At 72.1% G+C, this 24736-nt stretch carries 23 protein-coding genes; 11 read left to right on the top strand and 12 right to left on the bottom strand.

The features are described 5' to 3' along the window. Positions 1-130 precede the first annotated feature (130 nt). The 6 genes from ACSNOD_RS04920 to ACSNOD_RS04895 all read left to right on the top strand — a co-directional run bounded on the left by ACSNOD_RS04920 (position 131) and on the right by ACSNOD_RS04895 (position 6155). Positions 131-1237 carry a vWA domain-containing protein gene (locus ACSNOD_RS04920; RefSeq protein WP_436765479.1) on the top strand — a complete coding sequence of 369 codons (1107 nt, stop codon included), beginning with the start codon at positions 131-133 and terminating at the stop codon, positions 1235-1237. 182 nt (positions 1238-1419) lie between these two features. Beyond that, positions 1420-3132, top strand: coding sequence for a methionine--tRNA ligase (gene metG / locus ACSNOD_RS04915; protein ID WP_436765478.1), 1713 nt, complete (start codon positions 1420-1422; stop codon positions 3130-3132). A 276-nt stretch (positions 3133-3408) separates the two neighbouring features. Then, entirely contained in the window at positions 3409-3930 is a 522-nt protein-coding gene (locus ACSNOD_RS04910) for a hypothetical protein (RefSeq protein ID WP_436765477.1), read from the top strand. Between the two features lie 176 nt (positions 3931-4106). Then, positions 4107-5096 carry a DUF1648 domain-containing protein gene (locus ACSNOD_RS04905; RefSeq protein WP_436765476.1) on the top strand — a complete coding sequence of 330 codons (990 nt, stop codon included), beginning with the start codon at positions 4107-4109 and terminating at the stop codon, positions 5094-5096. 1 nt (position 5097) lies between these two features. Next, the gene (locus ACSNOD_RS04900; protein WP_436765475.1) at positions 5098-5460 is read left to right on the top strand and encodes a GntR family transcriptional regulator; all 363 of its coding nucleotides are present in this window, start codon (positions 5098-5100) and stop codon (positions 5458-5460) included. Between the two features lie 188 nt (positions 5461-5648). Next, positions 5649-6155, top strand: a complete 507-nt coding sequence (locus tag ACSNOD_RS04895; RefSeq protein WP_436765474.1) for a DUF6624 domain-containing protein — start codon at positions 5649-5651, stop codon at positions 6153-6155. Between the two features lie 109 nt (positions 6156-6264). Here ACSNOD_RS04895 and ACSNOD_RS04890 read toward each other — a convergent pair whose 3' ends face one another. The 6 genes from ACSNOD_RS04890 to aspS all read right to left on the bottom strand — a co-directional run bounded on the left by ACSNOD_RS04890 (position 6265) and on the right by aspS (position 11248). After that, positions 6265-6813 carry a hypothetical protein gene (locus ACSNOD_RS04890; RefSeq protein ID WP_436765473.1) on the bottom strand — a complete coding sequence of 183 codons (549 nt, stop codon included), beginning with the start codon at positions 6811-6813 and terminating at the stop codon, positions 6265-6267. Further along, entirely contained in the window at positions 6810-7292 is a 483-nt protein-coding gene (locus ACSNOD_RS04885) for a hypothetical protein (protein WP_436765472.1), read from the bottom strand. The genes ACSNOD_RS04890 and ACSNOD_RS04885 overlap by 4 nt, the downstream gene beginning before the upstream one ends. A 44-nt stretch (positions 7293-7336) precedes the next feature. Beyond that, entirely contained in the window at positions 7337-8449 is a 1113-nt protein-coding gene (locus tag ACSNOD_RS04880) for a hypothetical protein (RefSeq protein WP_436765471.1), read from the bottom strand. Beyond that, complete coding sequence (locus ACSNOD_RS04875) at positions 8446-8877, bottom strand: hypothetical protein (RefSeq protein WP_436765470.1); 432 nt, start codon at positions 8875-8877, stop codon at positions 8446-8448. The genes ACSNOD_RS04880 and ACSNOD_RS04875 overlap by 4 nt, the downstream gene beginning before the upstream one ends. 26 nt (positions 8878-8903) lie before the next feature. Continuing rightward, a complete protein-coding gene (locus ACSNOD_RS04870; RefSeq protein WP_436765469.1) occupies positions 8904-9257 on the bottom strand; it encodes a hypothetical protein in 354 nt (117 codons plus the stop codon). Between the two features lie 215 nt (positions 9258-9472). Further along, a complete protein-coding gene (aspS, locus tag ACSNOD_RS04865; protein ID WP_436765468.1) occupies positions 9473-11248 on the bottom strand; it encodes an aspartate--tRNA ligase in 1776 nt (591 codons plus the stop codon). Between the two features lie 200 nt (positions 11249-11448). On the opposite strand from aspS, the gene ACSNOD_RS04860 reads away from it, so the two are divergent. After that, positions 11449-13644 carry an ATP-binding SpoIIE family protein phosphatase gene (locus ACSNOD_RS04860; RefSeq protein ID WP_436765467.1) on the top strand — a complete coding sequence of 732 codons (2196 nt, stop codon included), beginning with the start codon at positions 11449-11451 and terminating at the stop codon, positions 13642-13644. Here the strand turns inward: ACSNOD_RS04860 and ACSNOD_RS04855 are convergent. The 3 genes from ACSNOD_RS04855 to ACSNOD_RS04845 all read right to left on the bottom strand — a co-directional run bounded on the left by ACSNOD_RS04855 (position 13533) and on the right by ACSNOD_RS04845 (position 16387). Continuing rightward, positions 13533-14663 carry an AI-2E family transporter gene (locus tag ACSNOD_RS04855; protein WP_436765466.1) on the bottom strand — a complete coding sequence of 377 codons (1131 nt, stop codon included), beginning with the start codon at positions 14661-14663 and terminating at the stop codon, positions 13533-13535. The genes ACSNOD_RS04860 and ACSNOD_RS04855 overlap by 112 nt on opposite strands. A 149-nt stretch (positions 14664-14812) precedes the next feature. Next, the gene (locus ACSNOD_RS04850) at positions 14813-15766 is read right to left on the bottom strand and encodes a pirin family protein (protein ID WP_436765465.1); all 954 of its coding nucleotides are present in this window, start codon (positions 15764-15766) and stop codon (positions 14813-14815) included. A 141-nt stretch (positions 15767-15907) separates the two neighbouring features. Next, the gene (locus ACSNOD_RS04845) at positions 15908-16387 is read right to left on the bottom strand and encodes an SseB family protein (protein ID WP_436765464.1); all 480 of its coding nucleotides are present in this window, start codon (positions 16385-16387) and stop codon (positions 15908-15910) included. A gap of 132 nt (positions 16388-16519) precedes the next feature. On the opposite strand from ACSNOD_RS04845, the gene ACSNOD_RS04840 reads away from it, so the two are divergent. Then, positions 16520-18346 carry an acyl-CoA dehydrogenase gene (locus ACSNOD_RS04840; protein ID WP_436765463.1) on the top strand — a complete coding sequence of 609 codons (1827 nt, stop codon included), beginning with the start codon at positions 16520-16522 and terminating at the stop codon, positions 18344-18346. A 181-nt stretch (positions 18347-18527) separates the two neighbouring features. Here ACSNOD_RS04840 and ACSNOD_RS04835 read toward each other — a convergent pair whose 3' ends face one another. Continuing rightward, on the bottom strand, positions 18528-19079 hold the full coding sequence (locus tag ACSNOD_RS04835) for a DinB family protein (protein WP_436765462.1): 552 nt from the start codon (positions 19077-19079) through the stop codon (positions 18528-18530). 135 nt (positions 19080-19214) lie between these two features. Between ACSNOD_RS04835 and ACSNOD_RS04830 the strand changes: the two genes are divergently transcribed. The 3 genes from ACSNOD_RS04830 to ACSNOD_RS04820 all read left to right on the top strand — a co-directional run bounded on the left by ACSNOD_RS04830 (position 19215) and on the right by ACSNOD_RS04820 (position 21960). Then, a complete protein-coding gene (locus tag ACSNOD_RS04830; protein ID WP_436765461.1) occupies positions 19215-20537 on the top strand; it encodes a M18 family aminopeptidase in 1323 nt (440 codons plus the stop codon). 254 nt (positions 20538-20791) lie between these two features. Beyond that, positions 20792-21631 carry a hypothetical protein gene (locus tag ACSNOD_RS04825; RefSeq protein ID WP_436765460.1) on the top strand — a complete coding sequence of 280 codons (840 nt, stop codon included), beginning with the start codon at positions 20792-20794 and terminating at the stop codon, positions 21629-21631. Between the two features lie 98 nt (positions 21632-21729). Then, complete coding sequence (locus tag ACSNOD_RS04820) at positions 21730-21960, top strand: hypothetical protein (RefSeq protein ID WP_436765459.1); 231 nt, start codon at positions 21730-21732, stop codon at positions 21958-21960. A gap of 10 nt (positions 21961-21970) precedes the next feature. On the opposite strand, the gene ACSNOD_RS04815 is transcribed toward ACSNOD_RS04820, so the two are convergent. Further along, positions 21971-22285: a hypothetical protein gene (locus ACSNOD_RS04815; protein WP_436765458.1), complete on the bottom strand. Its 315-nt coding sequence runs from the start codon at positions 22283-22285 to the stop codon at positions 21971-21973. A gap of 45 nt (positions 22286-22330) precedes the next feature. Then, on the bottom strand, positions 22331-24223 hold the full coding sequence (locus tag ACSNOD_RS04810; RefSeq protein WP_436765457.1) for an NHL domain-containing thioredoxin family protein: 1893 nt from the start codon (positions 24221-24223) through the stop codon (positions 22331-22333). Positions 24224-24736 lie beyond the last annotated feature (513 nt).

Raw genomic sequence — 24736 nt, 5'->3', positions numbered from 1 at the left:
TCCGGAAGCAGGCCACCGCGCTCCGCCCGCTGCTCGCCCCCGCCCGCTAGCCTTACGTGTCCGCCCTGGTCAGGGACGATTCCCGCGCCTCGGACATACCTCACAACCGACACACGGGAAGGGGCTCCCCATGGGCATTCGAGATCTTCTGCGCACTGTGTTCGGACGCTCGCGCGCGGAGACGGAGGCGGAGGCGACGACGGCCTCGCCGGAGACGACCGCACCGGCGGAGGTCCCCCGCCCCCGCGAGGAAGCGCCGGCGTCCGCCTCGACGGCTCCCGCGGCGGGCGAGGGCGATCGCACCACGGGTGACGGCGCCACGGGCGACGGCGGCCGCGCCGCGGGCGGGGGCGAGCAGCGGGCGGAGCGCGGTGGCCTGCTTCCGGAGGCTCGCACCGCCACGGAGACCACCGCGGCGCGGCCCACCGCCGTACAGGCCACCCCGGTGGAGGCCGCCCCCGCAGAGGCCGCCACCGTGCAGGCCACCGCCCCCGCCGGAGGCGAGCCCGCCCTCTCGCTGGAGAAGCTGGAGTCCACCGCCCCCGGGCTGGTCAGCCTCTACAAGACCGCGGGGACGACCCTGCGCCGGCAGGGCCTGGCGGGCCGGCGCGCCGCCGTCTACCTCGTCCTGGACCGCTCCGGCTCCATGCGCCGCTACTACAAGGACGGCACCGTCCAGCACCTCGCCGAGCAGGCCCTCGCGCTCTCCGCGAACCTGGACGACGACGGCGTCGTCCCGGTCGTCTTCTTCTCCACCGACGTCGACGGCACCGCCGACCTCTCCCTCGACGCGTACGCGGGCCGCGTCGAGGAACTCCACTCCGGCCTCGGCCACATGGGCCGTACGAACTACCACTGGGCCATCGAGGCCGTCGTCGACCACTACAAGCGGTCCGGCGCCACCGACCCCGCGTTCGTGATCTTCCAGACGGACGGCGCGCCCACCAGCCGGCCCGCCGCCGAGCGGGCGCTCTGCGAGGCGGCCGGACTGCCGATCTTCTGGCAGTTCGTGGGCTTCGGCGACCCGGAGGGCAAGGGGTTCGACTTCCTGCGCCGGCTCGACGACCTGGCCGTGCCCGAGCGCCGCCCCGTGGACAACACGGGCTTCTTCCACGCCGGCCCCGATCCGCTGCTGCTCCCCGACGCGGAGCTCTACCGCGAGCTGATGGTGGAGTTCCCGGAGTGGCTGGAGGAGGTCGAGCGGGCCGGCATCCTGCCCCGGCCGTCCGCCGACTGACGCCGAGGCCACCACCAGCCACGGCCGCCGGCCACCGATCGCCGACCGCCGACCGCCGACCGGCCACCGAACGAGGGGCCCCGGGAAAAAGGCCGCGCGGCCACCCGGGGCCCTTCGGATACGATATTGACGGTCCGTAGATCAAATCCTTACTCCGCGTAACGACTTGGGAGCAGCCGGCAATGGCTCGACACCTCATCACCAGCGCCCTTCCGTACATCAACGGGATCAAGCACCTGGGCAACATGGTGGGGTCCATGCTCCCGGCCGATGTCTACGCCCGCTATCTGCGCCAGCGCGGCCACGACGTGCTCTACATCTGCGCCACCGACGAGCACGGCACCCCCGCCGAGCTGGCCGCCAAGGAGCAGGGCGTGCCGGTGGACACGTTCTGCGGGCAGGCGCACGACGCCCAGAAGGCGATCTACGACGGCTTCGCGCTCGCCTTCGACCACTTCGGCCGCAGCTCCTCCGAGCAGAACCGGGAGATCACCCAGGAGATCGCCCGCGAGCTCAAGGCGAACGGTTTCATCGAGGAGCGCTCGATCCGCCAGGTGTACTCCAACACCGACGGCCGCTTCCTGCCGGACCGCTACATCGAGGGCACCTGCCCGCACTGCGGCTACGACAAGGCGCGCGGCGACCAGTGCGAGAACTGCACCCGCGTGCTCGACCCCACGGACCTGATCGACGCCCGCTCCGCGATCAGCGGCAGCAGCGACCTGGAGGTCCGCGAGACCACCCACCTCTTCCTCCTCCAGTCGGCGCTGGCCGGCGAGGTCGAGGCGTGGGTCGAGGAGCACGGCAGGGACTGGCCGACGCTCGCCTCCTCCATCGCCCGCAAGTGGCTCACCGAGGGCCTCCAGGACCGCGCCATCACCCGCGACCTGGACTGGGGCGTCCCGGTGCCGGCCGACACCTGGCCGGAGCTGGCCGCCGAGGGCAAGGTCTTCTACGTCTGGTTCGACGCGCCGATCGAGTACATCGGCGCCACCAAGGAGTGGGCGGACCAGGACCCGGCGAACCGCGACTGGAAGTCGTGGTGGTACGAGGCGGACGACACCGTTCGCTACACCCAGTTCATGGCCAAGGACAACGTCCCCTTCCACACGGTGATGTTCCCGGCGACGCTGCTCGGCACCCGGGACGCCTGGAAGAAAGTCGACTACGTCAAGGCGTTCAACTGGCTGACGTACTACGGCGGCAAGTTCTCCACCTCGCAGCGGCGCGGGGTCTTCACCGACGCCGCGCTGGAGCTGCTGCCGGCCGACTACTGGCGCTACTTCCTGATGGCGAACGCCCCCGAGTCGGACGACACGTCCTTCACCTGGGAGCACTTCACGGCCACGGTGAACAAGGACCTGGCGGACACGCTCGGCAACTTCGTCAACCGCGTCCTGTCCTTCTCCCGCAAGCGCTTCGGCGACGCGGTGCCGGAGGGCGGCCCGGCCGGGGAGGCCGAGGCGCGCCTGGGCGAGGAGATCGCCCGGCTGCTGGCCGAGTACGAGGGCCACATGGACGCCCTCCAGTTCCGCAAGGCGGCGGCGTCGCTGCGGGCCCTGTGGAGCGCGGGCAACTCCTACCTGGAGGAGAAGGCCCCCTGGCTGGAGATCAAGACCGACCAGGACGCCGCGGCGCTCACGCTGCGCACGGCGATGAACCTCATCCACCTCTACGCCGTGGTGTCCGAGCCGTTCATCCCGGCCTCCGCCGCGGCGATGCGGTCGGCGTTCGCGCTGGCCGACGACACGGCGGCGTGGGTGGGCGCGGACGAGGCGCGCGCGCTCGCCTCCGTGCCGGCGGGCACGCCGTTCACGGTGCCGCCGGTGCTCTTCGCGAAGATCACGGAGGAAGACCTGGAGGCGTACCGGGAGCGCTTCGGCGCCGCCGAGTGACCCTGGTCGAGCCACGCGAGTGACCCTGGTCGACCCGCGCTTCCCCGAGGCCCCGTCGCGCTCCGCGGCGGGGCCTCGGCCGTGTCGCCGGACGTGCCGTCCGCCACACTCCCCGGGGGCGAACACATGTTCTGCTACTGTCTCGTTGCTCCATGTATGTGCACGATGAGCTGCGGCGCCGACCATGGGGGACGTGGGGGGACATCCACCGACACCGACTCAGCACTACGGCACTCGTGACGCTTTTTTGACCAGGGGAGAACAATGAAGCGCTCGATGCACCGACTCATGGCCGTCGCCCTCACGGGCACCGCCCTGACCGGCGTCTCCATGACCACGCACACCGCCGCGGCCGCGCCCGGCCCGTGCACCAACCTCCAGACGCTCTCGCTCGACCTGCCCGGCAAGAAGCCGGACACCACGCTGATCGCCGAGGTCTGCTCGGAGACCAGCGCCGGCAAGATCCGCTCGTCGGTCACCCTGCACTGGCAGATCGACGTCGACCAGGTCGAGGACTTCGGCAAGCGCTGGACCTCCGTCAAGGTGGACAGCCGCCTGGAGCGCCGCGCGACCTCGTCCGGCGCGGACTCCGTGGTGAACAGCCTCACCTGCGACTTCACCGCGAACCTCAACAAGGAGTACGGCCGCTCCTCCGACGGCCCGACCTGTGTCTCGCCGTGGACGACGTTCGACCCGGCCGCGTACTGGTCGGGCGACGCGACCATCACGTACGACCTGGAGGGCGACGCCAAGGGCGCCCAGACCTGGCAGCTGACGGGCTCGCCCCTCAAGCACTGAGGTCTTTCCCGCTTCACCTGACGGCGCCTGACGCGCCGTCACCGATGCCCCGCCGGGCGCCTCGCCCGGCGGGGCATCGCCGTTCCCGGACCCGGCCGCCGGCCCCTCGCCGCGGGTGACCCTCTGGCGCGGTCCATGCTCATTGTTCTAGCGTGATACGAATATGGGAGGTGTTCATGGACCGTCATAGGGCGTTGCGGCGACGTGCGTTACTGCTGACCGGCGCGCCGTTCGTGATCGCGCTCGCCGCCCTGCTCACCACGTACGCCACGCTGCGGGAGCGGCTGCCGCGTCGGCTCGCCACGCATTTCGGGGCCGGCGGCGGCGCCGACGGCTACACCGGCACGGAAGCCTTCCTCACCACGCTCGTGGCGCTGCTCGCGGTCGGCGCGGTGGTGTTCGCCGTGTTCACGTACGCGACGCGCACCTCGCCGGGTGCCCAACGCGGGCTGGCGACCGGATCGTTCGCGGTCGCCGCGCTGATCGCTTTTCTGGGGGTGGCCACGCTCCCGGCCAACGCCGGCGCCGACGACCCGGCGGCGGTCACGCTGCCGGCGGGGCAGATCGCGCTCGCCTTCGCCGTGCCGGGCGCGGCGGCCGCGCTCGGCTGGCTGCTGGCCGGCGCCGGCGCACCGCCCCCACCGGCCGAGCGGGCGCCCTCCGCCGCAGCGGCCCGCCTGCCCCTCGCCGACGGCGAGGCGGCCGTCTGGACGCGCACCGTACGGGCCCCGGCGGTGCCGCTCGTGAGCGCGGCGGTCGTCGCCCTGGGCGTCGTCCTCGGCTGCACGATGGGCTGGGACGCCGCGTCCCCCACGCTCGCCACCGGCGCCGTCTGCGCGGTGTTCACCGGCGTCCGGGTGACCGTGGACCGGCGCGGCCTCACCGTCTCCTCCCTGCTGCTGCCACGCCCCCGTACGACCATTCCCCTGGCCCGCGTCGAGGAGGCCACGGTCCGCGAGATCCACCCGCTGGGGGACTTCGGCGGCTGGGGCTACCGCGTACGCCCCGGCGCGAGCGGCTGGGTGCTGCGGTCCGGCACCGCGGTGTGCGTCCACCTCGCGGGCGGCAAGGAGTTCGTGGTGACGGTGGACGACGCCGACACCGCCGCCGCGCTGCTCAACACCCTCGCCGCGCGCGAGCGCGGGACCGGCGCCCCGGAGGACTGACATGCTGATCCGCGTCGACCCCGCGTCGCCGCTCCCCCTCGGCGACCAGATCGCGGCGGCCGTCCGCGGGGCGATCGCCGAGGGCGAGGTCCGCGCGGGCGAACGGCTGCCCGCGGCGCGGGAGCTCGCCGAGTCGCTCGGGGTGAACGTGCACACCGTGCTGCGCGGCTACCAGCGCCTCCGCGAGGAGGGCCTGATCGACCTGCGCCGCGGCCGCGGGGCGGTGGTGACCGGGGAACGCCCGGCGGGCCGCGCCCGCCTCGTGACGCAGACCCGCCGCCTGATCACCGAATCCCGCCGCCTGGGCCTCCCCGACGAGGAGCTCCTGTCCCTGATCCGCGCCTCCCTGACCCGCGAGGCGTAGGGCTTTCGCGACCCGCCCCAGGGACGGAACGTCCCGCTCTCGTGGTGTCACGGGTTCCGGGGACAGATCCATTGTCGCCGGTCGCCGAGGCGCTTGTCACCGCCCCTCGGAATGATCTTCACACCCCAAATGTGGCCCTAGGGTTGCGATGGCGAACACAACCCGTCCATCGACACAGGGAGTTGAGAGTGGCGCACGACGGTGCCGCGTTGGCGGAGGAACTCAAGGCCATGGCTGCGGCTGATCAGCGGGCCGCTGTCCACGCGAACAGCGACGACCCGGCCGAACAACTGGCGTGGCGCCGGCTGACCGCGCGGCACGGTGACCGGCTCGGCGAGATCATGGACGAGTACGGCTGGCCGACGGCGGAACTCGTCGGCGAGGAGGCCGCTCGCGCGGCCTGGCTGATCGCCCAGCACGCCGACCGGCAGCTGCACGTCCAGCGACGCGCCCTCCGGCTGCTGGAGCAGGCGGTGTCGGCAGGCGCGGCCGCCCCGCGCGAGCTGGCCTTCCTCCGCGACCGCACACTGGTCAACGAGGGCCGCGAGCAGATCTACGGCACTCAGATCGCCGGCGTGAAGGACGGGGCGCCCGTTCCGTGGCCCTGCGAAGAACCCGGGCGCATGGACGAACGGCGCGCGGAGGTCGGCATCGAGCCCTTCGACGAGTACGTCGCCAGGTTCACGACGGCCTGACGCCCGTCACGTCCGAGGATCACGCCCCGACGCCACCCGGCACGGGCGTGATCGCCCGGACAGGTGATCGCCACCATGGCCAGCCCCCGGCGGGGCGGGGTGCTCCGGCTCACCCTTGCCGCTCGCAGCCGAGGGCCGCGAGGCCGTCGGGGAGGTAGGCGCGGGTGAAGCGCTCCATGCGGGCCTCCAGGACGGGTGGGGAGAAGTCCCGCCACTGAACCAGGATCTTCATCTTGTGGGTGAGGTCCCAGCCGTCCCGGCGGCAGGGGTTGAGGGAGTACACGTTGCCCTCGATCAGCGTCTCCTCACCGATGGGCACCCGCCGGGGGTGCTCCATCCCCATCAGTGTCCGATCGGACTCCGCCGACTCGGTGGACGGCCGGACCGTGGACAGTTCCTCGATGGTCTCCAGGGCCAGGTCGCCGTCGACATAGAGAAGGCAGCTGCGCCGCCACCCGTCCTCCCGGGTCGTCTTCGCCCGGAAGCGCTTGCCCTCCGGCAGCAGCGGCGTCACGAGCGCGGGGTCCATCGTCGTCCCGCAGAAGCCCTTGGGGACGGTGTAGTGGTCCGGCTCCCGCTCACCGCACGCCGTGGCGCCCGTCAGCACCAGCAGCGCGGCACCGGCCAGCGCCGTCGCCCGCGTCCGTACCCCCGTCACGACCCGCACCCCATCAGTGGCTTCCCCACCGACACGTACGCCTTCGCGAACCGTTCGATGTCCGGCTTCTTCGGGTCCGGCGCGTAGACGTCGACCTCGAAGACGTAGTTGATCCTCTCCCCTTTGTGCACACAGGGGTTCACCGACAGCGCGCCCTTGTTCCACAGGACCGTGCTGTCACCGTCCGGTCCGAGCTTCACGCGTCGCAGACCGTCGTACGGCTTGACGCGCGGCGCGGCGTCCGCCGGCCCGCCCGTGACCGCCTCCCGGATGTAGAGGACGGACGTGCGATCGACGTTGATGAAGCAGGTGCGATCATCGTCGTCCTCCAGGCCCTGGTAGGCGGTGAGTCTTCTGCCCGGCGGCAGCAAGGGCTTCACCACCTCCGGGTCGATCGCCCGGCCGCAGAGCGTCTCGGGCACGGTGTACTCCCGCGACGGCGCCTTCTCGCAGCCCGGCGCCAGGAGCGAGAGGGCCACCAGCCCGGCCAGAGCCGTCGCCGCGGACGTTCGGGCGCGCCACCTCACTGGTCACCCGCCAGGCCCTTGGCCAGGCGGTTGCCGTCGTACGCGTCCGCGCCGATCTCGCGCTGGAGCGACCACAGGTTCACGCTCCCGCGGTGGGGGCCGGCCTTCTGCCACTCCTCCGCGATCGCCTTCAACTGCGTCTCCCGGCGGCCGAATACCTTCGCGTTCTGCTCGCCGGCCTCTTCATTGATCCGCTTCTGCTCGTCCACCTGCCACGCGTAAGCGATCGCGTCCACTCCGCGCTGCGCGATGTCACCGATTGGCTGGGGCAGGAGGTTCGCGATCGTGCCGCCGATGTGGTAGCCCCACTTCGCGTCCCAGGAGGGGTCCGCCTTGTCGCCCTTCAGCGCCTGGTAGCGGGCCTCTTCCAGAAAGCCGACCGAATAGCCCGCGCGGTGGAGGGTCTCCTTCGGATCGCCGCCCTTGTCGTGGTGGATGTCGTGCGAGATCTCCCGGATGAGGCCCTCGTTGAGAATCCCGTACGCGTTCCGATCACGGGAGACCTGCTTGGCGACCTCCAGCAGCTGCTTGCGGTCGAGCGGGCTGGACTCGTCGTCCAGGGCGCTCGCCGACCGGTGCAGCTCGTCCCCGTGGTTCGCCAGCACCTTCGCCATGTCGTCCCGGAACTCCGCGGGGACCTCGTCGCCCAGGCCCGCGAGCTGGGCGAGGGAGCGCCGGAGGACCTGGCGGTGGGCGTCCGTGTGCTCGACGAAGCGGGCCTTCTCGTCGCCGGGGTCGATGCCCGTGGCCGCGGCGACCAGCGCCGCGCCCGTGGCCTCCCGGGAGGCGTACGGGCCGTCGCCGCCCGGTCCGTCGGCGAACGGCCGGCGCTTGGTGAGGACCCACTCCGCGGCGTCCTGCGGCTCGGTGCGGTCGAAGAACGCCGTGGCCGCGTCGGGGTTGTGGGCGAGGGCCTTCATGAAGCCGGTCATGGGGGGGCGGCCGGCGTCACCGGCCGCGCCCCCGAACGTGAGGTGCGTGGGCGCGCCCAGCGGGTTGTTCCAGTAGCGGTCGGGCAGCCGCATCGTCTTCTCCGTGGCCACGAGCGCCGCCCCGTAGTCGTCGAGGAACCTCTTCTCGTACACCCCCTCGCGCATCAGGTTGCTCATGACCTGGAAGCCGTACGGGTTGGAGTGGCCCGGCAGAAGCGCTCGGCGAAGAACGGATTGTCCTTGTTGGCGGCGAGCAGCGTGTTGAGCCGGGTGAGCTCGGCGTCACCGAGCGACCGCCCGTCGCCGGCGAGCTTCAGCGCCTCGTCCGCGTCGCGGGTGCCCTCGTAGCGCTCGGTCTCCCGGTACTCCTTCAGGGACGCGTAGTTGTCGCTGCCGAAGTCGTACGGGTGGTCGGCGACGAGGCCCCGCAGGGCCCGCGCGACCGTCTCGTCGGCCTCGCTCGCCGCGCCCAGGGCCGTACGGATCGCCTGCCGCACGCCTTCCAGGGTCTCCGGCGTGGGGCCGGAATCCCCCTCGCTCCGGCCGCCGGGCCCCGCCGCGGCGCTCACCGTCAGCCGCGCGTGCAGCAGCTTCTCGAACGTCACCTGCGCCATCTCGCCGCCCCGCCCCGTCAGTGGAAGTAGTCGTTGATGCGGGAGACGGTCATCGCCTGGTTCCGCGCGTCACGCAGGCTCGTGGCGATCCTGGCGTCCTCCTCGCCGTACTTCTTCGAGGAGTGGTCCAGGTGGTTGGAGATGTGCGCGCACGCCTCCATCAACGTCTTCACCTGGGTGCTCCAGGTCCGTACGGTCTCCTTCAGCGCGGCGCCGGTGGCGAAGCCGTCGCCGGCCAGGTCCGTGCCGGCCGCCGTGCTGTTCGCCTTGGCGTGCTCGCCGTGGGCCGCGAGGCCGCCGTGCAGCTTGTACGCGGCGTGGCCGACCCGCCCGAGGTCGTCCCTCCTGACCACCAGGTCCTCCGACGCCATGTGTCCACCCCCGTGTCGACCCGCCCCCGTTGCGGTGATCAACGCTAGGTACGGGTCGCCCCGGACACACGCCCCGATACGCGGCCTTGGCGCGTTCCCTACGAGGTCCTGACGGGCGCGGGAACGGCGAAGGGGATGGCGGAGGAGAACGGCGAAGGGGCCCCGGGCCGACGCCGCAATCGCGTCGGGCCCGGGGCCCCTTCGAGCCGGGAGTGCTACTCGGCCGGCTTCGGCGCCGCAGGCTTGCGCAGGGCGATGTGCAGCTCCCGCAGCCGCGACTCGTCGACCTCGCTGGGCGCGCCCATCAGCAGGTCCTGCGCGTTGCCGTTGAGCGGGAACGCGATCGTCTCGCGGATGTTGGGCTCGTCGGCGAGGAGCATCACGATGCGGTCGACGCCCGGCGCGATGCCGCCGTGCGGCGGGGCGCCGTAGTGGAACGCCCGCAGCATGCCGCCGAACTCGCGCTCGACCTCGTCCTTGGAGTAACCGGCGATCTCGAAGGCCTTGTACATGACCTCGGGCTCGTGGTTCCGGATCGCGCCGGAGGAGAGCTCCACGCCGTTGCAGACGATGTCGTACTGCCAGGCCAGGATGTCCAGCGGGTCCTTGGTCTCCAGGGCCTCCAGGCCGCCCTGCGGCATGGAGAACGGGTTGTGGGAGAACTCGATCTGCCCGGTGTCCTCGTTGCGCTCGAACATCGGGAAGTCGACGATCCAGCAGAAGCGGAAGACGTTCTCCTCGAAGTGGCCGGCCCGCTTGGCGGCCTCGACGCGGACCGCGCCCATGATCTTCGAGACCTCGTCGAACTCGCCCGCGCCGAAGAACACCGCGTGGCCCGGCTTCAGGCCCAGGCGCTCGGTGAGCACGGCGACGTTGTCCTCGGTGAGGAACTTGGCGATCGGGCCGGTCAGCGAGCCGTCCTCGCCGACGCGCACCCAGGCCAGGCCCTTCGCGCCCTGCTCGACGGCGTACTCGCCGAGCCCGTCGAAGAACTTGCGCGGCTGGTCGGCGGTGTCCGGCACCGGCAGCGCGCGGACGTGCTTGCCCGCGAACGCCTTGAAGTCGGAGCCGGCGAAGACATCGGTGATGTCGACGAGCTCCAGCTGGGCGCGCAGGTCGGGCTTGTCCGAGCCGTAGCGCAGCATCGCCTCGCGGAAGGGGATGCGCGGGAAGGGGGAGGTGACGTGCCGGCCCTGCCCGTACTGCTCGAACAGGTCGGTCATCACCTTCTCGATGACCTGGAAGACGTCCTCCTGCTCGACGAAGCTCATCTCGACGTCGAGCTGGTAGAACTCGCCCGGGGAGCGGTCGGCGCGGGCGTCCTCGTCGCGGAAGCAGGGCGCGATCTGGAAGTAGCGGTCGAAGCCCGCGATCATCAGCAGCTGCTTGAACTGCTGCGGGGCCTGCGGCAGCGCGTAGAACTTGCCGGCGTGCAGCCGGGAGGGCACCAGGAAGTCGCGGGCGCCCTCGGGCGAGGTGGCGGAGAGGATGGGGGTCGCCAGCTCGTTGAAGCCGAGGGCGGTCATCTTCTCGCGGATCGTCCGGATCACCGCGGTGCGCAGCATGATGTTGCGGTGCATGCGCTCGCGGCGCAGGTCCAGGAAGCGGTACTCCAGGCGCCGCTCCTCGTTGACCCCGTCCTCGGCGTTGATGGTGAAGGGGATCTGCTCGGCCGCGCCGAGCACCTCGACCTCGGAGACCTCGATCTCGATCTCGCCGGTGGGCAGCTCGGGGTTGACGTTGTCGGCGCCGCGGCTGACGACCCTGCCGTCGACGCGGACGACGGTCTCCTTGGTCAGCGAGCCGAGCACCTCGTTGGCGGGGGTGCCGGGCCGGGCGACCAGCTGGACCAGGCCGTAGTGGTCCCGCAGATCGATGAAGAGGATGCCACCGAGATCACGACGGTTGTGCAGCCAGCCACTGAGCCGCACGTCGGTGTCGACGTCAGCGGCACGGAGCTCGCCGCAGGTGTGGGACCGGTACCGATGCATCGTTCATCCAAGTCGTCGAGACGGGGGTGGGCGGGCCTGGGCGCCATCGGCGGGGCGGCGGCGCCATCGGTGGTACGGCGGTGCCATCGGTGGGACGAGCCGGGGACCATCGACAGGACAGACCAGTCTGCAAGGGTACCGTTCCGGGCCCCGCGGCCCTTCACTGGAATGCTCCGGTCATATCCACATAAAGTAATGCAATGCGCACCAAAGACGTCCTGGCCGCCACCGCCACGGGTATCTGGCGCTGGGACAACGCCGCCGGTCTGGTGACCCTGGACGCCGAGTCCGCCCGGCTGATCGGGCTGGAGCCGGCGGCGGTCACCTGCTCGGAGGGGGCCGTGCGCGCCCGTTTCCACCCGGTGGACTGGATCGAGCTGAGCGGGATCATCCTGTTGGCGGTCTCCGAGGGCACCCTCGCCGAGGCGCGGCTGCGGGTGGTCGACGAGGAGGGCACGGTGCTGCGGACCGTGCGCAGCCGCTCCCGGCCGGCCCTGCGCGACGGCGCCTACCAGCTCGTCGGCACCCTCCAGGAGGTGCCCGAGCCGCAGCCGGGCACCGCCGCGGCCCGCCGGCCCGAGGTGACCGGGGACTGGCGGCGCTCCCGGGAGGCGTTCCTGCTGGACGCGGGGCGGGCCCTGGCGGAGGCCCGGTCGACGGCCGAGGTGCTGCGGGTGGCCGCCTCGCTGTCCATGCCGGGCTTCTCCCCGGACGGGCTGGCGGTCTTCGGGCTGGAGGGCGACCGGCTGACCGTGATCGGCCAGCACGGCTACGAGCACGGCAGCGAGCGGGTCTTCGACCAGATGTCGCTCAACACCGAGTGGGCCGCCTCCGAGGTGGTGCGCACCGGCCGGGCGGTCTACCTCTCCTCCGCCGAGGAGTACCGCCGCCGCTACCCCGCCTTCTGGTCGCTGGTCTCCGGCTTCGGCCGCCGGTCCTGGGCGTTCCTGCCGCTGATCGTCGCGGGCCGCACCATCGGCGCGTGGATGGCCGCGTTCAGCCATCCGGTGGCGTTCACGCCGGACGAGCGCGCGGTGCTCACCACCGTGGCCCGGATGCTCGCCCAGGCGCTGTCCCGGGCGGGGGTGCAGGAGTCGGAGCGGGAGCTGTCCCTGGGCCTGCAGCGCTCGATGATGCCCACGCATGTGTCGAACATCCCCGGGATGACGGTGGCCGCCCGCTATGTGCCCACCGGCGGCGGCCTCCAGGTCGGCGGCGACTGGTACGACATGATCCCGCTGCCGCACCAGCGCTTCGCCCTGGTCATCGGCGATGTCCAGGGGCACGACGTACGGGCCGCCGGGCTGATGGGGCAGCTGCGGATCGCCCTGCGCGCGTACGCCGCCGAGGGGCACCACCCCGACGCGGTGCTCTCCCGCGCGTCCCGGTTCTTCGCCGGCATCACCGACGCGTACGCCGACGGGGACGACGACGGCCCGCGCTTCGCCACCTGCCTGTACATCGAGGTCGACCCGGCCACCGGCTCGCTGGACATCGCCCGCGCCGGACACCCGGAGCTCGCCACCCGGCAGAGCGACGGCACCATGCTGATCCGGCCGACCGCGGGCGGGCTGCCGCTGGGCATAGACCCCGACTGCGACTACCCCACCACCCGGCTGCTGCTGGAGCCCGGCGAGATGATGATGGTCTGCACCGACGGGCTGATCGAGACCGGCGGGCACGACCTGGAGACCGGCTGGCGGCGGCTGCGCGCCATCGTGGAGGAGCACGCGGGCGAGCCCCTGGAGAAGCTCGCGGACGCCCTCGTCCAGGCCGTGCACGGGCCGTCCTCGCACCACACCACCGGCCCGCTGGCCGACCGGCGCGAGGACGACATCGCCGTCCTGCTGCTGTGCCGCAACGCCCCCGGGTGCGGCTGCGGCCCGGAGGAGGGCCCGCCGCCGCGACCGGTGCGCCGTACGGTGCTGACCGTCGCCCAGTCCGAGCCCGAGCGCATCGCGGGGGTGCGGCACCAACTGCGCGAGCTGCTGTACGACTGGGCCGACGACGAGCAGACGGACGCGGCCGTGCTGATGGTCTCCGAGATGGTGACCAACGTCCTGCTGCACACCGACGGCGACGCCCTGATGATCGCCGAGATCACCGGTCAGCGCCCCGCCCGCCGGCTGCGGGTCGACGTGGCCGACGGCAGCGACGAGCTGCCGCACCGCCGCCGCCCCGGCGAGATGGCCTCCTCCGGCCGCGGGCTGCTGCTGATGGAGATGCTCGCCGACAGCTGGGGGGTGGACCCGCGGGGCGAGGGCAAGTGCATCTGGTTCGAGCTCTACGAGGGCGGGGGCGAGGACGGGGGCGAGGGTGGCCCGTCGGCCGGCCCGGAGGGCGTGGAGCCGGTTCCGGTGCCGGTGGCGACCGGGGGGCCGGCGCCCGGCGCGTAGGCGGCGCGCAGCTCCGAGACCACCCCGAAGGCGGCCGCGGCCAGTGGCACCGCCAGCAGCATCCCGAGAATGCCGGCCACCGCGGCGCCCGCCGTGATCGCCAGCATCACCACCGCCGGGTGCATCTGGACCGTACGGCTCTGGATCACCGGCTGGAGCAGGTGCCCCTCGATCAGCTGCACGGCCAGGACCACGGCCAGCGCCCACAGCGCGATGGCCGCGCCCCGGTCGGCCAGCGCCACCAGGATCGCCACGGCGCCGGAGATGAAGGCACCCAGATAGGGGATGTAGGCGCCCACGAACACCAGCGCGCCCAGCCCCACCGCGCCCGGCACCCGCAGGATCAGCAGCCCGACGGCGATCAGGATCGCGTCGATCAGCGCGATGAACGTCGTACCGCGCATGAAGCCCTCCACGGCCAGCAGGCCGCGGCGGGCCATCGCCTCCAGCCGCGCACCGGCCCCGGCCGGGGCCAGGGAGTGCAGCAGGGCCGCCGCCTTGTGCGAGTCCCGCAGGAAGAAGAACGTGAGGAACAGCGCCAGCACGGCCATCGCGATCACCTCGCCGACCACGCTGATCCCGGAGATCACCCCGGAGGCGGCGGTGGCGCCGAACTTCCCCGCCAGCTCCCGCGCGTTCGAAACCACGTCGTCGAGGGAGGTGCCGGCCGTCCCGAAGTGGGCGGAGAGGTCCCGGGCGGCGCTCTTGAGCGAGGCCAGGATCTGATCACCGGTGTCGATCAGCGCGTTCACCACGATGTAGCCGGCGCCGCCCACCACCGCGACCAGGGCGGCGCAGGTCAGGGCCGCGGCGAGGGAGCGGTGCACCCCGAGGGCGACCAGCCGGCGGTGCAGCGGGCCCAGCAGCCCGGTGCCGAGCAGGGCGAGCAGGACGGGGGTGACGGCGGCCTTCAGCACGACACAGAGCCAGACGGCCACCGCGGCCACGGCGGTGACCAGGAGGATCACGCCGCACCAGGCCGCGATGCGGCGGGCCGGTTCGGGGAGGAGGGTCAGCACCCTCGAAAGTCGACCACGGCGCGGGGGCGGAGCGGGGGCGGCGCCCCCGCGACTCCCCCATTCGCCGGGCGGTCCGCCCCCGGTTCGTGCCCGGTCCCTGAGCCCGGTCCCTGAGTCCGGCTCTTGCGCCCGGCCCTTACGCCCGGTCCTTACGCCCGGTCCGCCGGGACCGTGCCGAGGCGGCCGGCCCGGTAGTCCTCGAACGCCGCCACCAGCTCCGCGTGGCTGTTCATCACGAACGGCCCGTAGTGCGCCACCGGCTCCCCGATCGGCCGCCCGCCGAGCAGCACGACCTCCAGCTCGGGCGCCCGCGACTCCTGGCGCTCGTCCGCCCGCACCCGCAGCGCGCCGCCCTCGCCGAGGACGGCCGTCTGGCCCCTGCGGACCGGGCGCCGCTCCTCGCCCACCGCGCCGCGCCCGGCGAGCACGTAGACGAGCCCGTTGAAGTCCTCCCGCCAGGGCAGGTCGACCTCCGCGCCGGGCCGCAGCGTCGCGTGGACCATGGTGATGGGGGTGACGGTGATCCCGGGCCCGCGGTGGCCGCCGAGCTCGCCGGCGATCACCCGCAGCAGCGCCCCGCCGTCGGGCGAGGTGAGCAGTCGCACCCGACCGCCGCCGATGTCCTGGTAGCGCGGCGGCATCATCTTGTGCGCGGCCGGCAGATTGACCCACAGCTGGAGCCCGTGGAACAGCCCGCCGCTGACGACGAGCTCCTCCGGGGGCGCCTCGATGTGCAGCAGCCCGGCGCCGGCGGTCATCCACTGGGTGTCACCGCCGTTGATGACCCCGCCGCCGCCGTGCGAGTCCTGGTGCACGAAGGTGCCGTCGAGCAGGTACGTGACGGTCTCGAAGCCGCGGTGCGGGTGCCAGGGGGTGCCGCGGGGCTCGCCCGGGGCGTACTCCACCTCGCCCATCTGGTCCATCATGACGAACGGGTCGAGCAGCTCGTACCGGATGCCCGCGAAGGCGCGCCGGACGGGGAAGCCCTCGCCCTCGAAGCCGGCGGGCGCGGTGGACACGGCGAGCACCCGGCGCGGCCGGGCCCCGGCGGGGGCGGCCACGCGCGGCAGGGTCAGGGGGTTGTCGACGGTCACGGCAGGCATGGCGACCTCCTGGGTCGGTTCACCGTTCAATTTAGTTGAACTCTGAACCACCCACAAGGCCGCCCCATTCCCGCGGGTCAGCGCCTTGAGGTGTTAGCCATCCACGCAGTGATGGCGCTAGCCATACACGAAGTGACGGCGTTAGCCGTACATGCGGCGCATCGCGAACTCGACCATCTGCTCGACCGCCTTCGCGTCGAACACCATCCGGTGGTCGCCCTCCATGTCGAGCACGAACCCGTACCCCGTCGGCAGCAGATCGAGCACCTCGGCGCCGGTGATCACGAAGTACTTGGACTCCTTGCCCGCGTACCGCCGCAGCTCCTTGAGCGAGGTGAACATGGGGATCACCGGCTGCTGGGTGTTGTGCAGCGCCAGGAATCCGGGGTTGTCGCCGCGCGGGCAGTAGACCTTCGAGGTCGAGAAGATGTGCTGGAAGTCCTCGGCCGACATCGACCCGGTGGTGAAGGCCCGGACCGCGTCGGCGAGCGAGGGCGGTGACGGCTCGGGGTAGAGCGGCTGCTCCCCGTAACCACCGGGCACCTGCTGCTGCGGATGCTGCGGCGGGGGCGGGGCCCCGTAGCCCTGGCCTGCGCCGACGTTCTGGTCGTAGCCGTACATGCGCCAAAGCGTACTGAGTCACAGATGTTCATCTGAGGCTTGCCTGTTATTACCGACCGGTAGCATCATGCTGGTTACCGATTGGTACGTATACAGAGAACTCTCTCTCCCGAGCCTTACGGAGCCGTCGCCATGGGGCACTACAAGTCGAATCTCCGCGACATCGAGTTCAACCTCTTCGAGGTGCTCGGCCGCGACAAGGTGTACGGCACCGGCCCGTTCGCGGAGATGGACGTCGAGACCGCCAAGAGCGTGCTGGCCGAGATCACCCGGCTGTCCGAGAACGAGCTGGCCGACTCCTTCGTGGACGCCGACCGCAACCCGCCGGTCTTCGACCCCGACACCAACACCGCGCCGGTCCCGGACACCTTCAAGAAGAGCTACCAGGCCTACATGGACGCCGAGTGGTGGCGCCTGGGCATCCCGGAGGAGATCGGCGGCACCACCGCCCCGCGCTCCCTGCTCTGGGGCTTCGCCGAGACCATCCTGGGCGCCAACCCGGCCGTCTGGATGTACTCCTCCGGCCCGGCCTTCGCGGGCGTCCTCTTCGAGGAGGGCACCGAGCAGCAGAAGCACATCGCCAAGCTCGCGGTGGAGAAGCAGTGGGGCTCCACCATGGTGCTGACCGAGCCCGACGCGGGCTCGGACGTGGGCGCCGGCCGCACCAAGGCGGTCCAGCAGGAGGACGGCTCCTGGCACATCGAGGGCGTGAAGCGCTTCATCACGTCCGGTGAGCACGACATGGCGGAGAACATCCTCCACTACGTCCTCGCCCGCCCCGAGGGCCACGGCCCCGGCACCAAGGGCCTGTCCCTCTTCCTCGTGCCGAAGTACGAGTTCGACTTCGAGACCGGTGAGCTCGGCGCGCGCAACGGCGTCTACGCCACCAACGTCGAGCACAAGATGGGCCTCAAGGCGTCCAACACGTGCGAGATGACCTTCGGCGACAAGCACCCCGCCAAGGGCTGGCTGATCGGCGAGAAGCACGACGGCATCCGCCAGATGTTCATGATCATCGAGTTCGCCCGGATGATGGTGGGCACGAAGGCCATCGCCACCCTCTCCACCGGCTACCTCAACGCGCTGGAGTACGCCAAGGAGCGCGTCCAGGGCCCGGACCTGGCGAACTTCACCGACAAGACCGCGCCCAAGGTCACCATCACGCACCACCCCGACGTGCGCCGCTCGCTGATGACGCAGAAGGCGTACGCGGAGGGCATGCGCGCGCTGGTGCTCTACACCGCCGCCGTTCAGGACGAGATCCTGATCAAGGAGGCCGCGGGCGAGGACGCCAAGGCGCTGCACGGCCTCAACGACCTGCTGCTCCCGATCGTGAAGGGCTACGGCTCGGAGAAGTCCTACGAGCTGCTCTCCCAGTCGCTGCAGATCTTCGGTGGCTCCGGCTACCTCCAGGAGTACCCGATCGAGCAGTACATCCGGGACTCGAAGATCGACACCCTCTACGAGGGCACCACGGCCATCCAGGGCCAGGACTTCTTCTTCCGGAAGATCGTCCGGGACCAGGGCCAGGCGCTCACCACCCTCTCCGAGGAGATCAAGAAGTTCCTCGCCGAGGGCGTGGGCGGCGAGGAGCTGGCCGAGGCCCGCGGCGAGCTGGCCAAGGCGGCCGTCGACCTGGAGGCGATCGTCGGCGCCATGCTGACGGACCTCGCGGCCACCGAGCAGGACGTGAAGTCGATCTACAAGGTCGGCCTCAACACCACCCGCGTGCTGATGGCCTCCGGCGATGTCGTCGTCGGCTACCTGCTGCTCAAGGGCGCGGCCGTGGCCGCGGAGAAGCTGGCCACGGCCTCCGCGAAGGACAAGCACTTCTACACGGGCAAGATCGCCGCGGCGAAGTTCTTCGCGCAGACGGTGCTGCCGGGCGTCTCGGTCCAGCGCAAGCTGGCGGAGTCCGTCGACCAGTCCCTGATGGAGCTGGACGAGGCCGCGTTCTAAAAGCGATCCCGGCCGTCCAACCGCTCCAGCGGCTCGAACGACACCCAGGGCCCCCGGCTTCGCGCCGGGGGCCCTGGGCCGTTGCGGGGGACACGCGCCACCGTCACGTACGGCACGCGCCGCGGGCGATCACGTACGGTGCGCCCCGCGGGCGATCACGTACGGCGCGAGCCGCGGGCGATCACGTACCGAGCTGCGCCGTCGTGCTCGCCCCGTCCAGCGACTCGCGGATGAGGTCCGCGTGCCCCGCGTGCTGCGCCGTCTCCCGCAGCAGGTGGAGCAGGATGCGCCGCGGCGACCACCACTCCCGCACCGGCCACCACGGCGCCTCCGGCAGCGGCACCACCGCCGAGAGGTCCGCCAGCGCGGCCACCGCCTCGTCCGTCGCGCGCGCCGCCGCCTCGTACTCCGCCACCAGGCCGGCCAGCGTCTCGCCCTCGGCCATGACGTACTGACCGTCGTCGAACATCCCCGGCGGGGCCACCCCGTCGCCCGCCGCCATGATCCGCGTCCACGCCCGCTCGCCGCTGGTGAGGTGCTTGATCACCCCACCGAGGGTCAGCTCGCTGACCGTGCTGCGCTCGGCCGCCCGCGCGTCGTCCAGCCCCCGCACGGTGATGAGCAGCATCTGCCGCTGCTCCGCCAGGGCGCGCAGGAGCTCACCGCGCTCGTCCATCGTCTCCACGGCGCTCCGCCCGTCCGTCGTCTCCGCCGTGCTCCGTGCGTCCGCCATGGGGCCACCTCTCTCGTCCGTCACACCGGAAAAGCTATGTCCCCTTGCGGACAACTGCCGTCCGCGTTCGGGCCGTTCAGCGCCTCGGTCGCGCCCGTTCGGACCCTTTGCCCGGCCCTGCCTATGCTGAGGACCATGAGCAATCCCGCCCGCTTCGACCGCGGCCTCACCGATGACCTCATGGCCTACCTGGCCGCCAGTCCGTCGCCGTACCACGCGGTCGCGAGCGCCGCCGAACGCCTGGAGAAGGCCGGCTTCCAGCAGCTCGTGGAGACGGCCGCGTGGGACGGCACGGCGGGCGGCAAGTACGTGGTGCGCGGCGGCGCGATCATCGCCTGGTACGTGCCCGAGGGCGCGACGCCCACCACGCCGTTCCGGATCGTCGGCGCGCACACCGACTCCCCCAACCTCCGGGTGAAGCCCGTCCCGGACACCGGCGCGCACGGCTGGCGGCAGATCGCCGTCGAGATCTACGGCGGCACCCTCCTCAACACCTGGCTCGACCGCGACCTCGGCCTCTCCGGCCGGCTCACCCTGCGCGGCGGCGAACACCGGCTGGTCTCGGTGGACCGGCCGCTGCTGCGGGTGCCGCAGCTCGCCGTGCACCTCGACCGGTCCGTCAACACCGAGGGCCTCAAGCTGGACCGGCAGCGCCATATGACGCCCATCTGGGGCCTGGGCCGGGTCCAGGAGGGCGATCTGATCGACTTCCTCGCCGAGGAGGCCGGCCTCGTCGCCGCGGACATCGTGGGCTGGGACCTGATGACGCACAGCGTCGAGCCGCCCGCGTACCTCGGGCGGGACCGCGAGCTGCTCGCCGGGCCCCGCATGGACAACCTGCTGAGCGTGCACGCCGGCACGGCCGCGCTGCTCGCGGCCGCGGCGGCCGCGGAGCGGGGCGGCTCGGAGCGGGGCGGCGCCGAGCCGGCCTGTGTGCCGGTGCTCGCCGCGTTCGACCACGAGGAGAACGGCAGCCAGTCCGACACCGGCGCCGAGGGGCCGCTGCTCGGCAGCGTGCTGGAGCGCTCCGTGCACGCCCGCGGCGGCTCGTACGAGGACCGTGCCCGCGCCCTCGCCGGCACGATCTGCCTCTCCTCCGACACCGGCCACGCGGTGCATCCCAACTACTCCGAGCGGCACGACCCCGGGCACCACCCGATGCCCAACGGCGGGCCGATCCTGAAGGTGAACGTCAACCAGCGGTACGCCACCGACGGCGGCGGCCGGGCGGTGTTCGTCGAGGCGTGCGAGCGGGCCGGCGTGCCGTGGCAGACGTTCGTCTCCAACAACGCGGTGCCCTGCGGCACGACGATCGGGCCGATCACCGCGGCGCGGCACGGCATCTCGGTGATCGACATCGGGGTGGCGATCCTGTCCATGCACTCCGCGCGGGAGCTGTGCGGGGCGGACGACCCGTATCTGCTGGCGAACGCGCTCACGGAGTTCCTGCGGGGCTGACGGCCCGTACGGGGCTCGCGCGGGGCTCGCGTGCGGCCCGTGTCGGGACCGTGTCGGCCCCTTCGGGGGCCCGCGCCACCGCCAGGTGGCGGGCAGCGGCGGCATCCATCAGGTGATCTGCGCGTGACACCGGGCCGGACGCGGGGGTCGCGGGCGGCCCCGCCCGCATGATCGTCGGAAAGTCGGAGTCCCGGCCCGGACCTCTCGGGCCGGGCCGCTCCGTGTCCGTTCCGGCGCACCGAGAGGAACGCGTCATGTCCCGCTCGCTCCCCCGTTTCCCGTCCTTCGGCCGCTCCGTACGATCCGCGCGATCGCCGTGGTCCGTACGACCGAAGGCGCTGTCCTCCGTCACCGCGCTCGTGCTCGGCCTGCTGATGCTCACACCGCCGGCCGTCGCCCGAGTGGTCGCCGAGCCGCCGCCCGCCGACCAGGCCGCCCCCCAGGCCGACCCGCGCCCCGGGATGGAGGCCGGCACCGAGAGCCCGGCCGACAGCCAGGCCGAGGGCCCCGGCGAGGGCCCGCTCGACACCGAGGCCGACAGCGCGGCCGACACCGACCCCGAGCCCGATCCCGAGGCCGACCCGATCGCCGGCCCGCCCGCCGGCCCCGAGGCCCTCCCGGAGTCGGGCGCCACCGAGGCGAGCCCCCTCGCCCCCGTGGCCCCCCGGATCTCCTGGACGGACGCGCGCAAGCGGGCGCACATCTGGCTCACCGCCAACAAGGGCAAGCCGGTCCCGTACAACCAGCGCAAGGTCTGGAAGGACGGCTACCGCCAGGACTGCTCCGGCTATGTCTCCATGGCGCTCCGGCTGCCGAAGCCCGGCCCCAACACGGTGGCCATGGCCAACGACCGCAAGCTGACCAAGCCCATCACGGTCAAGCAGCTCAAGTCCGGTGACCTCCTCATCGACGCCATCGGCAACAGCCGCAACCGGCACGTGGTCATCTTCGAGAAGTGGGCCAACGCCAAGAAGACGGCCTACTGGGCGTTCGAGCACCGCGCCGGGCACGGCACGCAGCACCGCGTCGTCTCCTACGGCCTGGCCAAGGGCACCCAGTTCAAGCCCTACCGGCCCGTCAACCTCGCGGGCTGAGGGGCGGGTTCCGCCCGATCGCACATGGGTTGTCCGCCTCCGGGTACGCGAGGGGAGGTAGAGCCTCGCAGTGCCATCCCCTTACGGAGGCGGACACCATGGGAATCGGCGGATGCATCGGTCTGATCGCCGTGGGGGCGATCCTCACCTTCGCGGTCGACTGGCAAGTGGCCGGCATCAACCTCGACGTGGCGGGCCTGATCATGATGGCGGTCGGCATCATCGGCCTCGCGTCCTACGTCAGCATCCTCAAGCGCCGCCGGGTCCAGCCCCCGCCGCCCGGCGCCCCGGTCGTCGAGGTCGAGGACCACGACCGCTACTACCGCTGAGGACGCGCGCTCAGCGCGCGTCCTCCCCACGCGGCGGGCCCCCGCGATCCAGACGCCGGGCGATGGCCTCGACGGCCGACAGAACGGTGGAGAACCCGCGCCGGACTTCCCCGTCCAGCGAGTCCAGCCGCTGACCCTGCTCGATCTGCGTCTCCCGCAGGGCGGAGAGCACCTGGCGGTGCGCGCGCAGCTCGCTACGGAACTCCGCCACGTCCCGATCGTTTATGGCGACCAGCGCGCGGGTGGTCGCCGCGTCCTCGCGGAGCGTGGCGATCTCGGCCTCCATGGCGTCCATGCGACGGCGCAGCTCCTCGACCTCACTCATGCGTTCAGGCTACCCAACCCCACCTGACCCGGTGGAGTCGACTTGTCACGGAGCGTCCAGACCTGCTAGCACCAGCGGGAGGCGGGTCGCGCCCGTGGGGGTGACGCGGACGGGGACGCCCCAGTCCTGCTGGTGGACGTGGCAGGCGGGGTATTCGTTCGCGGGGTCGTCGTCGCAGGACGCGGCCATCGCGGAGACGTGCAGCACGCCCTCGGCGACGCCGTCCGCGAGGACGAGATCCCGACCCAGGTCCGTACCCGTACCCGCGCCCTCCGCCAGGAGCTCCGGCGGCGAGGCACTCACGATCAGCCGCGTGGACGGCCCGTAGCGGTCGTCCAGCTTCTGCCCCGCGGGGGCCTGGAAGACGATGTCCAGCCGCAGCGCGCCGGGCGCGACCTCCGTCGCCGCGCGCCGGGTGCGGTGGGCCACGGCCTCCACCCGTACGGTCTCCTCCGGCAGCCGCAGCCGGGTCAGCCGGTGCCGCGCCGACTCGACCACGACGATGTCGTCCCCGGCCAGCACCGCGTCGGAGGGCTCCCGCAGATCGGTGGCCAGGGTGGTGACCTCGCCGGTGGCCGGGTCGTAGCGGCGCAGCGCGTGGTTGTACGTGTCGCTGACGGCCACCGACCCGTCGGGCAGCGCGGTGACGCCCAGGGGGTGCTGGAGCAGCGCCTGGGCGGCGGGGCCGTCGCGGTGGCCGAAGTCGAACAGACCGGTGCCGACGGCCGTGCGGACGGTGAAGCCGCCCCCTTCGCCGTCGGCGCCCTCGTCGCCCTCGTCGCCCTCGTCGCCCTCTTCCGCGCGCTCGACCCAGCGCAGCGCGGAGGTCTCGGAGTCGGCGATCCACAGCCGGTCGCCGGCGGCGGCCAGCCCGGACGGCTGGGCGAACCACGCCGCGTGGGCGGGGCCGTCGACCAGGCCCTCGTTCGTCGTACCGGCCGCGACCGCGACCGTCCCGGCGGCCGGGTCGTAGCTCCACAGCTGGTGCACGCCCGCCATGGCGATCCACAGCCGGTCCGCCCACCAGGCGACGTCCCACGGGGACGACAGCGCCACCTCGCGGGCCGGCCCGGACGTCGCCGAGCCCTGCCACCACTGCCGGCCGGTGCCGGCCACGGTGGTGACCTCGCCGGTCGCCGGGTCGAGCCGGCGCAGCGCGTGGTTGACGGTGTCCGCGACGATCACCGAGCCGTCGGGGAGCAGCGCGAGGCCCTGCGGCTCGCTGAAGCGGGCGAGGTCGGCGGGGCCGTCGACGAGCCCGCGCTCGCCGGTTCCGATCCGCCGCAGGACGGTCTCGCCGTCGTCGGCCAGCTCCACAAGACGGTGGCGCGTGGTGTCGGAGACGAGGTAGCCGCCGCCGGGCAGCGCCAGCGCCTTCCCCGGGAAGCGCAGGTCGCTCGCGACCGGCTCCGGCGGCACGTACGGCCCGTCCCCGCGCCGCAGCGTCCCCTTCGCCGCGTGCTCGGCCTCCAGCTCCGCCACGAGCGCGGCGATCGCGTGGGCGTGGCCCTCGCCGGCGTGCTGGGCGACGACGTACCCCTCGGGGTCGATGACCACGAGCGTGGGCCAGGCCCGCACGGCGTACTGCTTCCACGTGGCGAGCTCGGGGTCGTCGAGCACGGGGTGGTGCACCTCGTACCGCTCGACGGCGTCGACCACGGCCTGGTGCTCGGCCTCGTGCACGAACTTCGGCGAGTGCACGCCGATGATCACCACGGTGTCGCGGTGCTTCTCCTCCAGCTCACGGAGCTCGTCGAGGACGTGCAGGCAGTTCACACAGCAGAACGTCCAGAAGTCGAGAACCACGATGCGCCCCCGCAGCCCGGCGAGGCTGAGCTCTTTCCCGCCCGTATTGAGCCACCCTCCCTTGCCGATCAGCTCGGGAGCACGGACACGTGCGCGTCGACGGGGCGCGGTCGCGGAGGCGGCATCGTTCATCCTTCAAGCTTGCCATCCACGTATGAACACGGGATCACACCCGTACGACGACCCTCCGGCTGTGTTGCTCCCCACTGCGCGAGCGGGCCACTGTGCAGGTGGCGGGAACTACTGGCGCCCCTTCGCCCGGCACGTCGGGCACGGCGACGGGCACGGTGGAAGCCCGACGCCGGGCGGGACGTAGACCACGCCGGAGGACACATCCAGTGCACCGCCGAGATCCGTCCACCATCCTTGGGGGGAGTTCTCATAGGGCGTGCCCCGGTAGGGATCACGGTCCCCACCACGGAGCGCCGCCGCCGGGGCCGACGCAATCACTGCGGGCCCCTGAGACAGGTCACATGCCGGTAGATCACCATGCGCACGCCGGACGAACCCGCCAGAGTGCCTCGCCGGACGAACTCAAGGGTCCTGATCGGTTCCCCGCAGGTGAAGCACGTCTCGCCTGGCGGAGCGTACGTCGCGTACTTGTCCATGCTGATGTCCACATCGGCCTCTGCCGTCATCGTCTCG

It is taken from the genome of Streptomyces sp. URMC 123, assembly GCF_051386515.1.
Taxonomy (GTDB): domain Bacteria; phylum Actinomycetota; class Actinomycetes; order Streptomycetales; family Streptomycetaceae; genus Streptomyces.
This window is presented reverse-complemented; position numbering and strand designations above follow the sequence as displayed.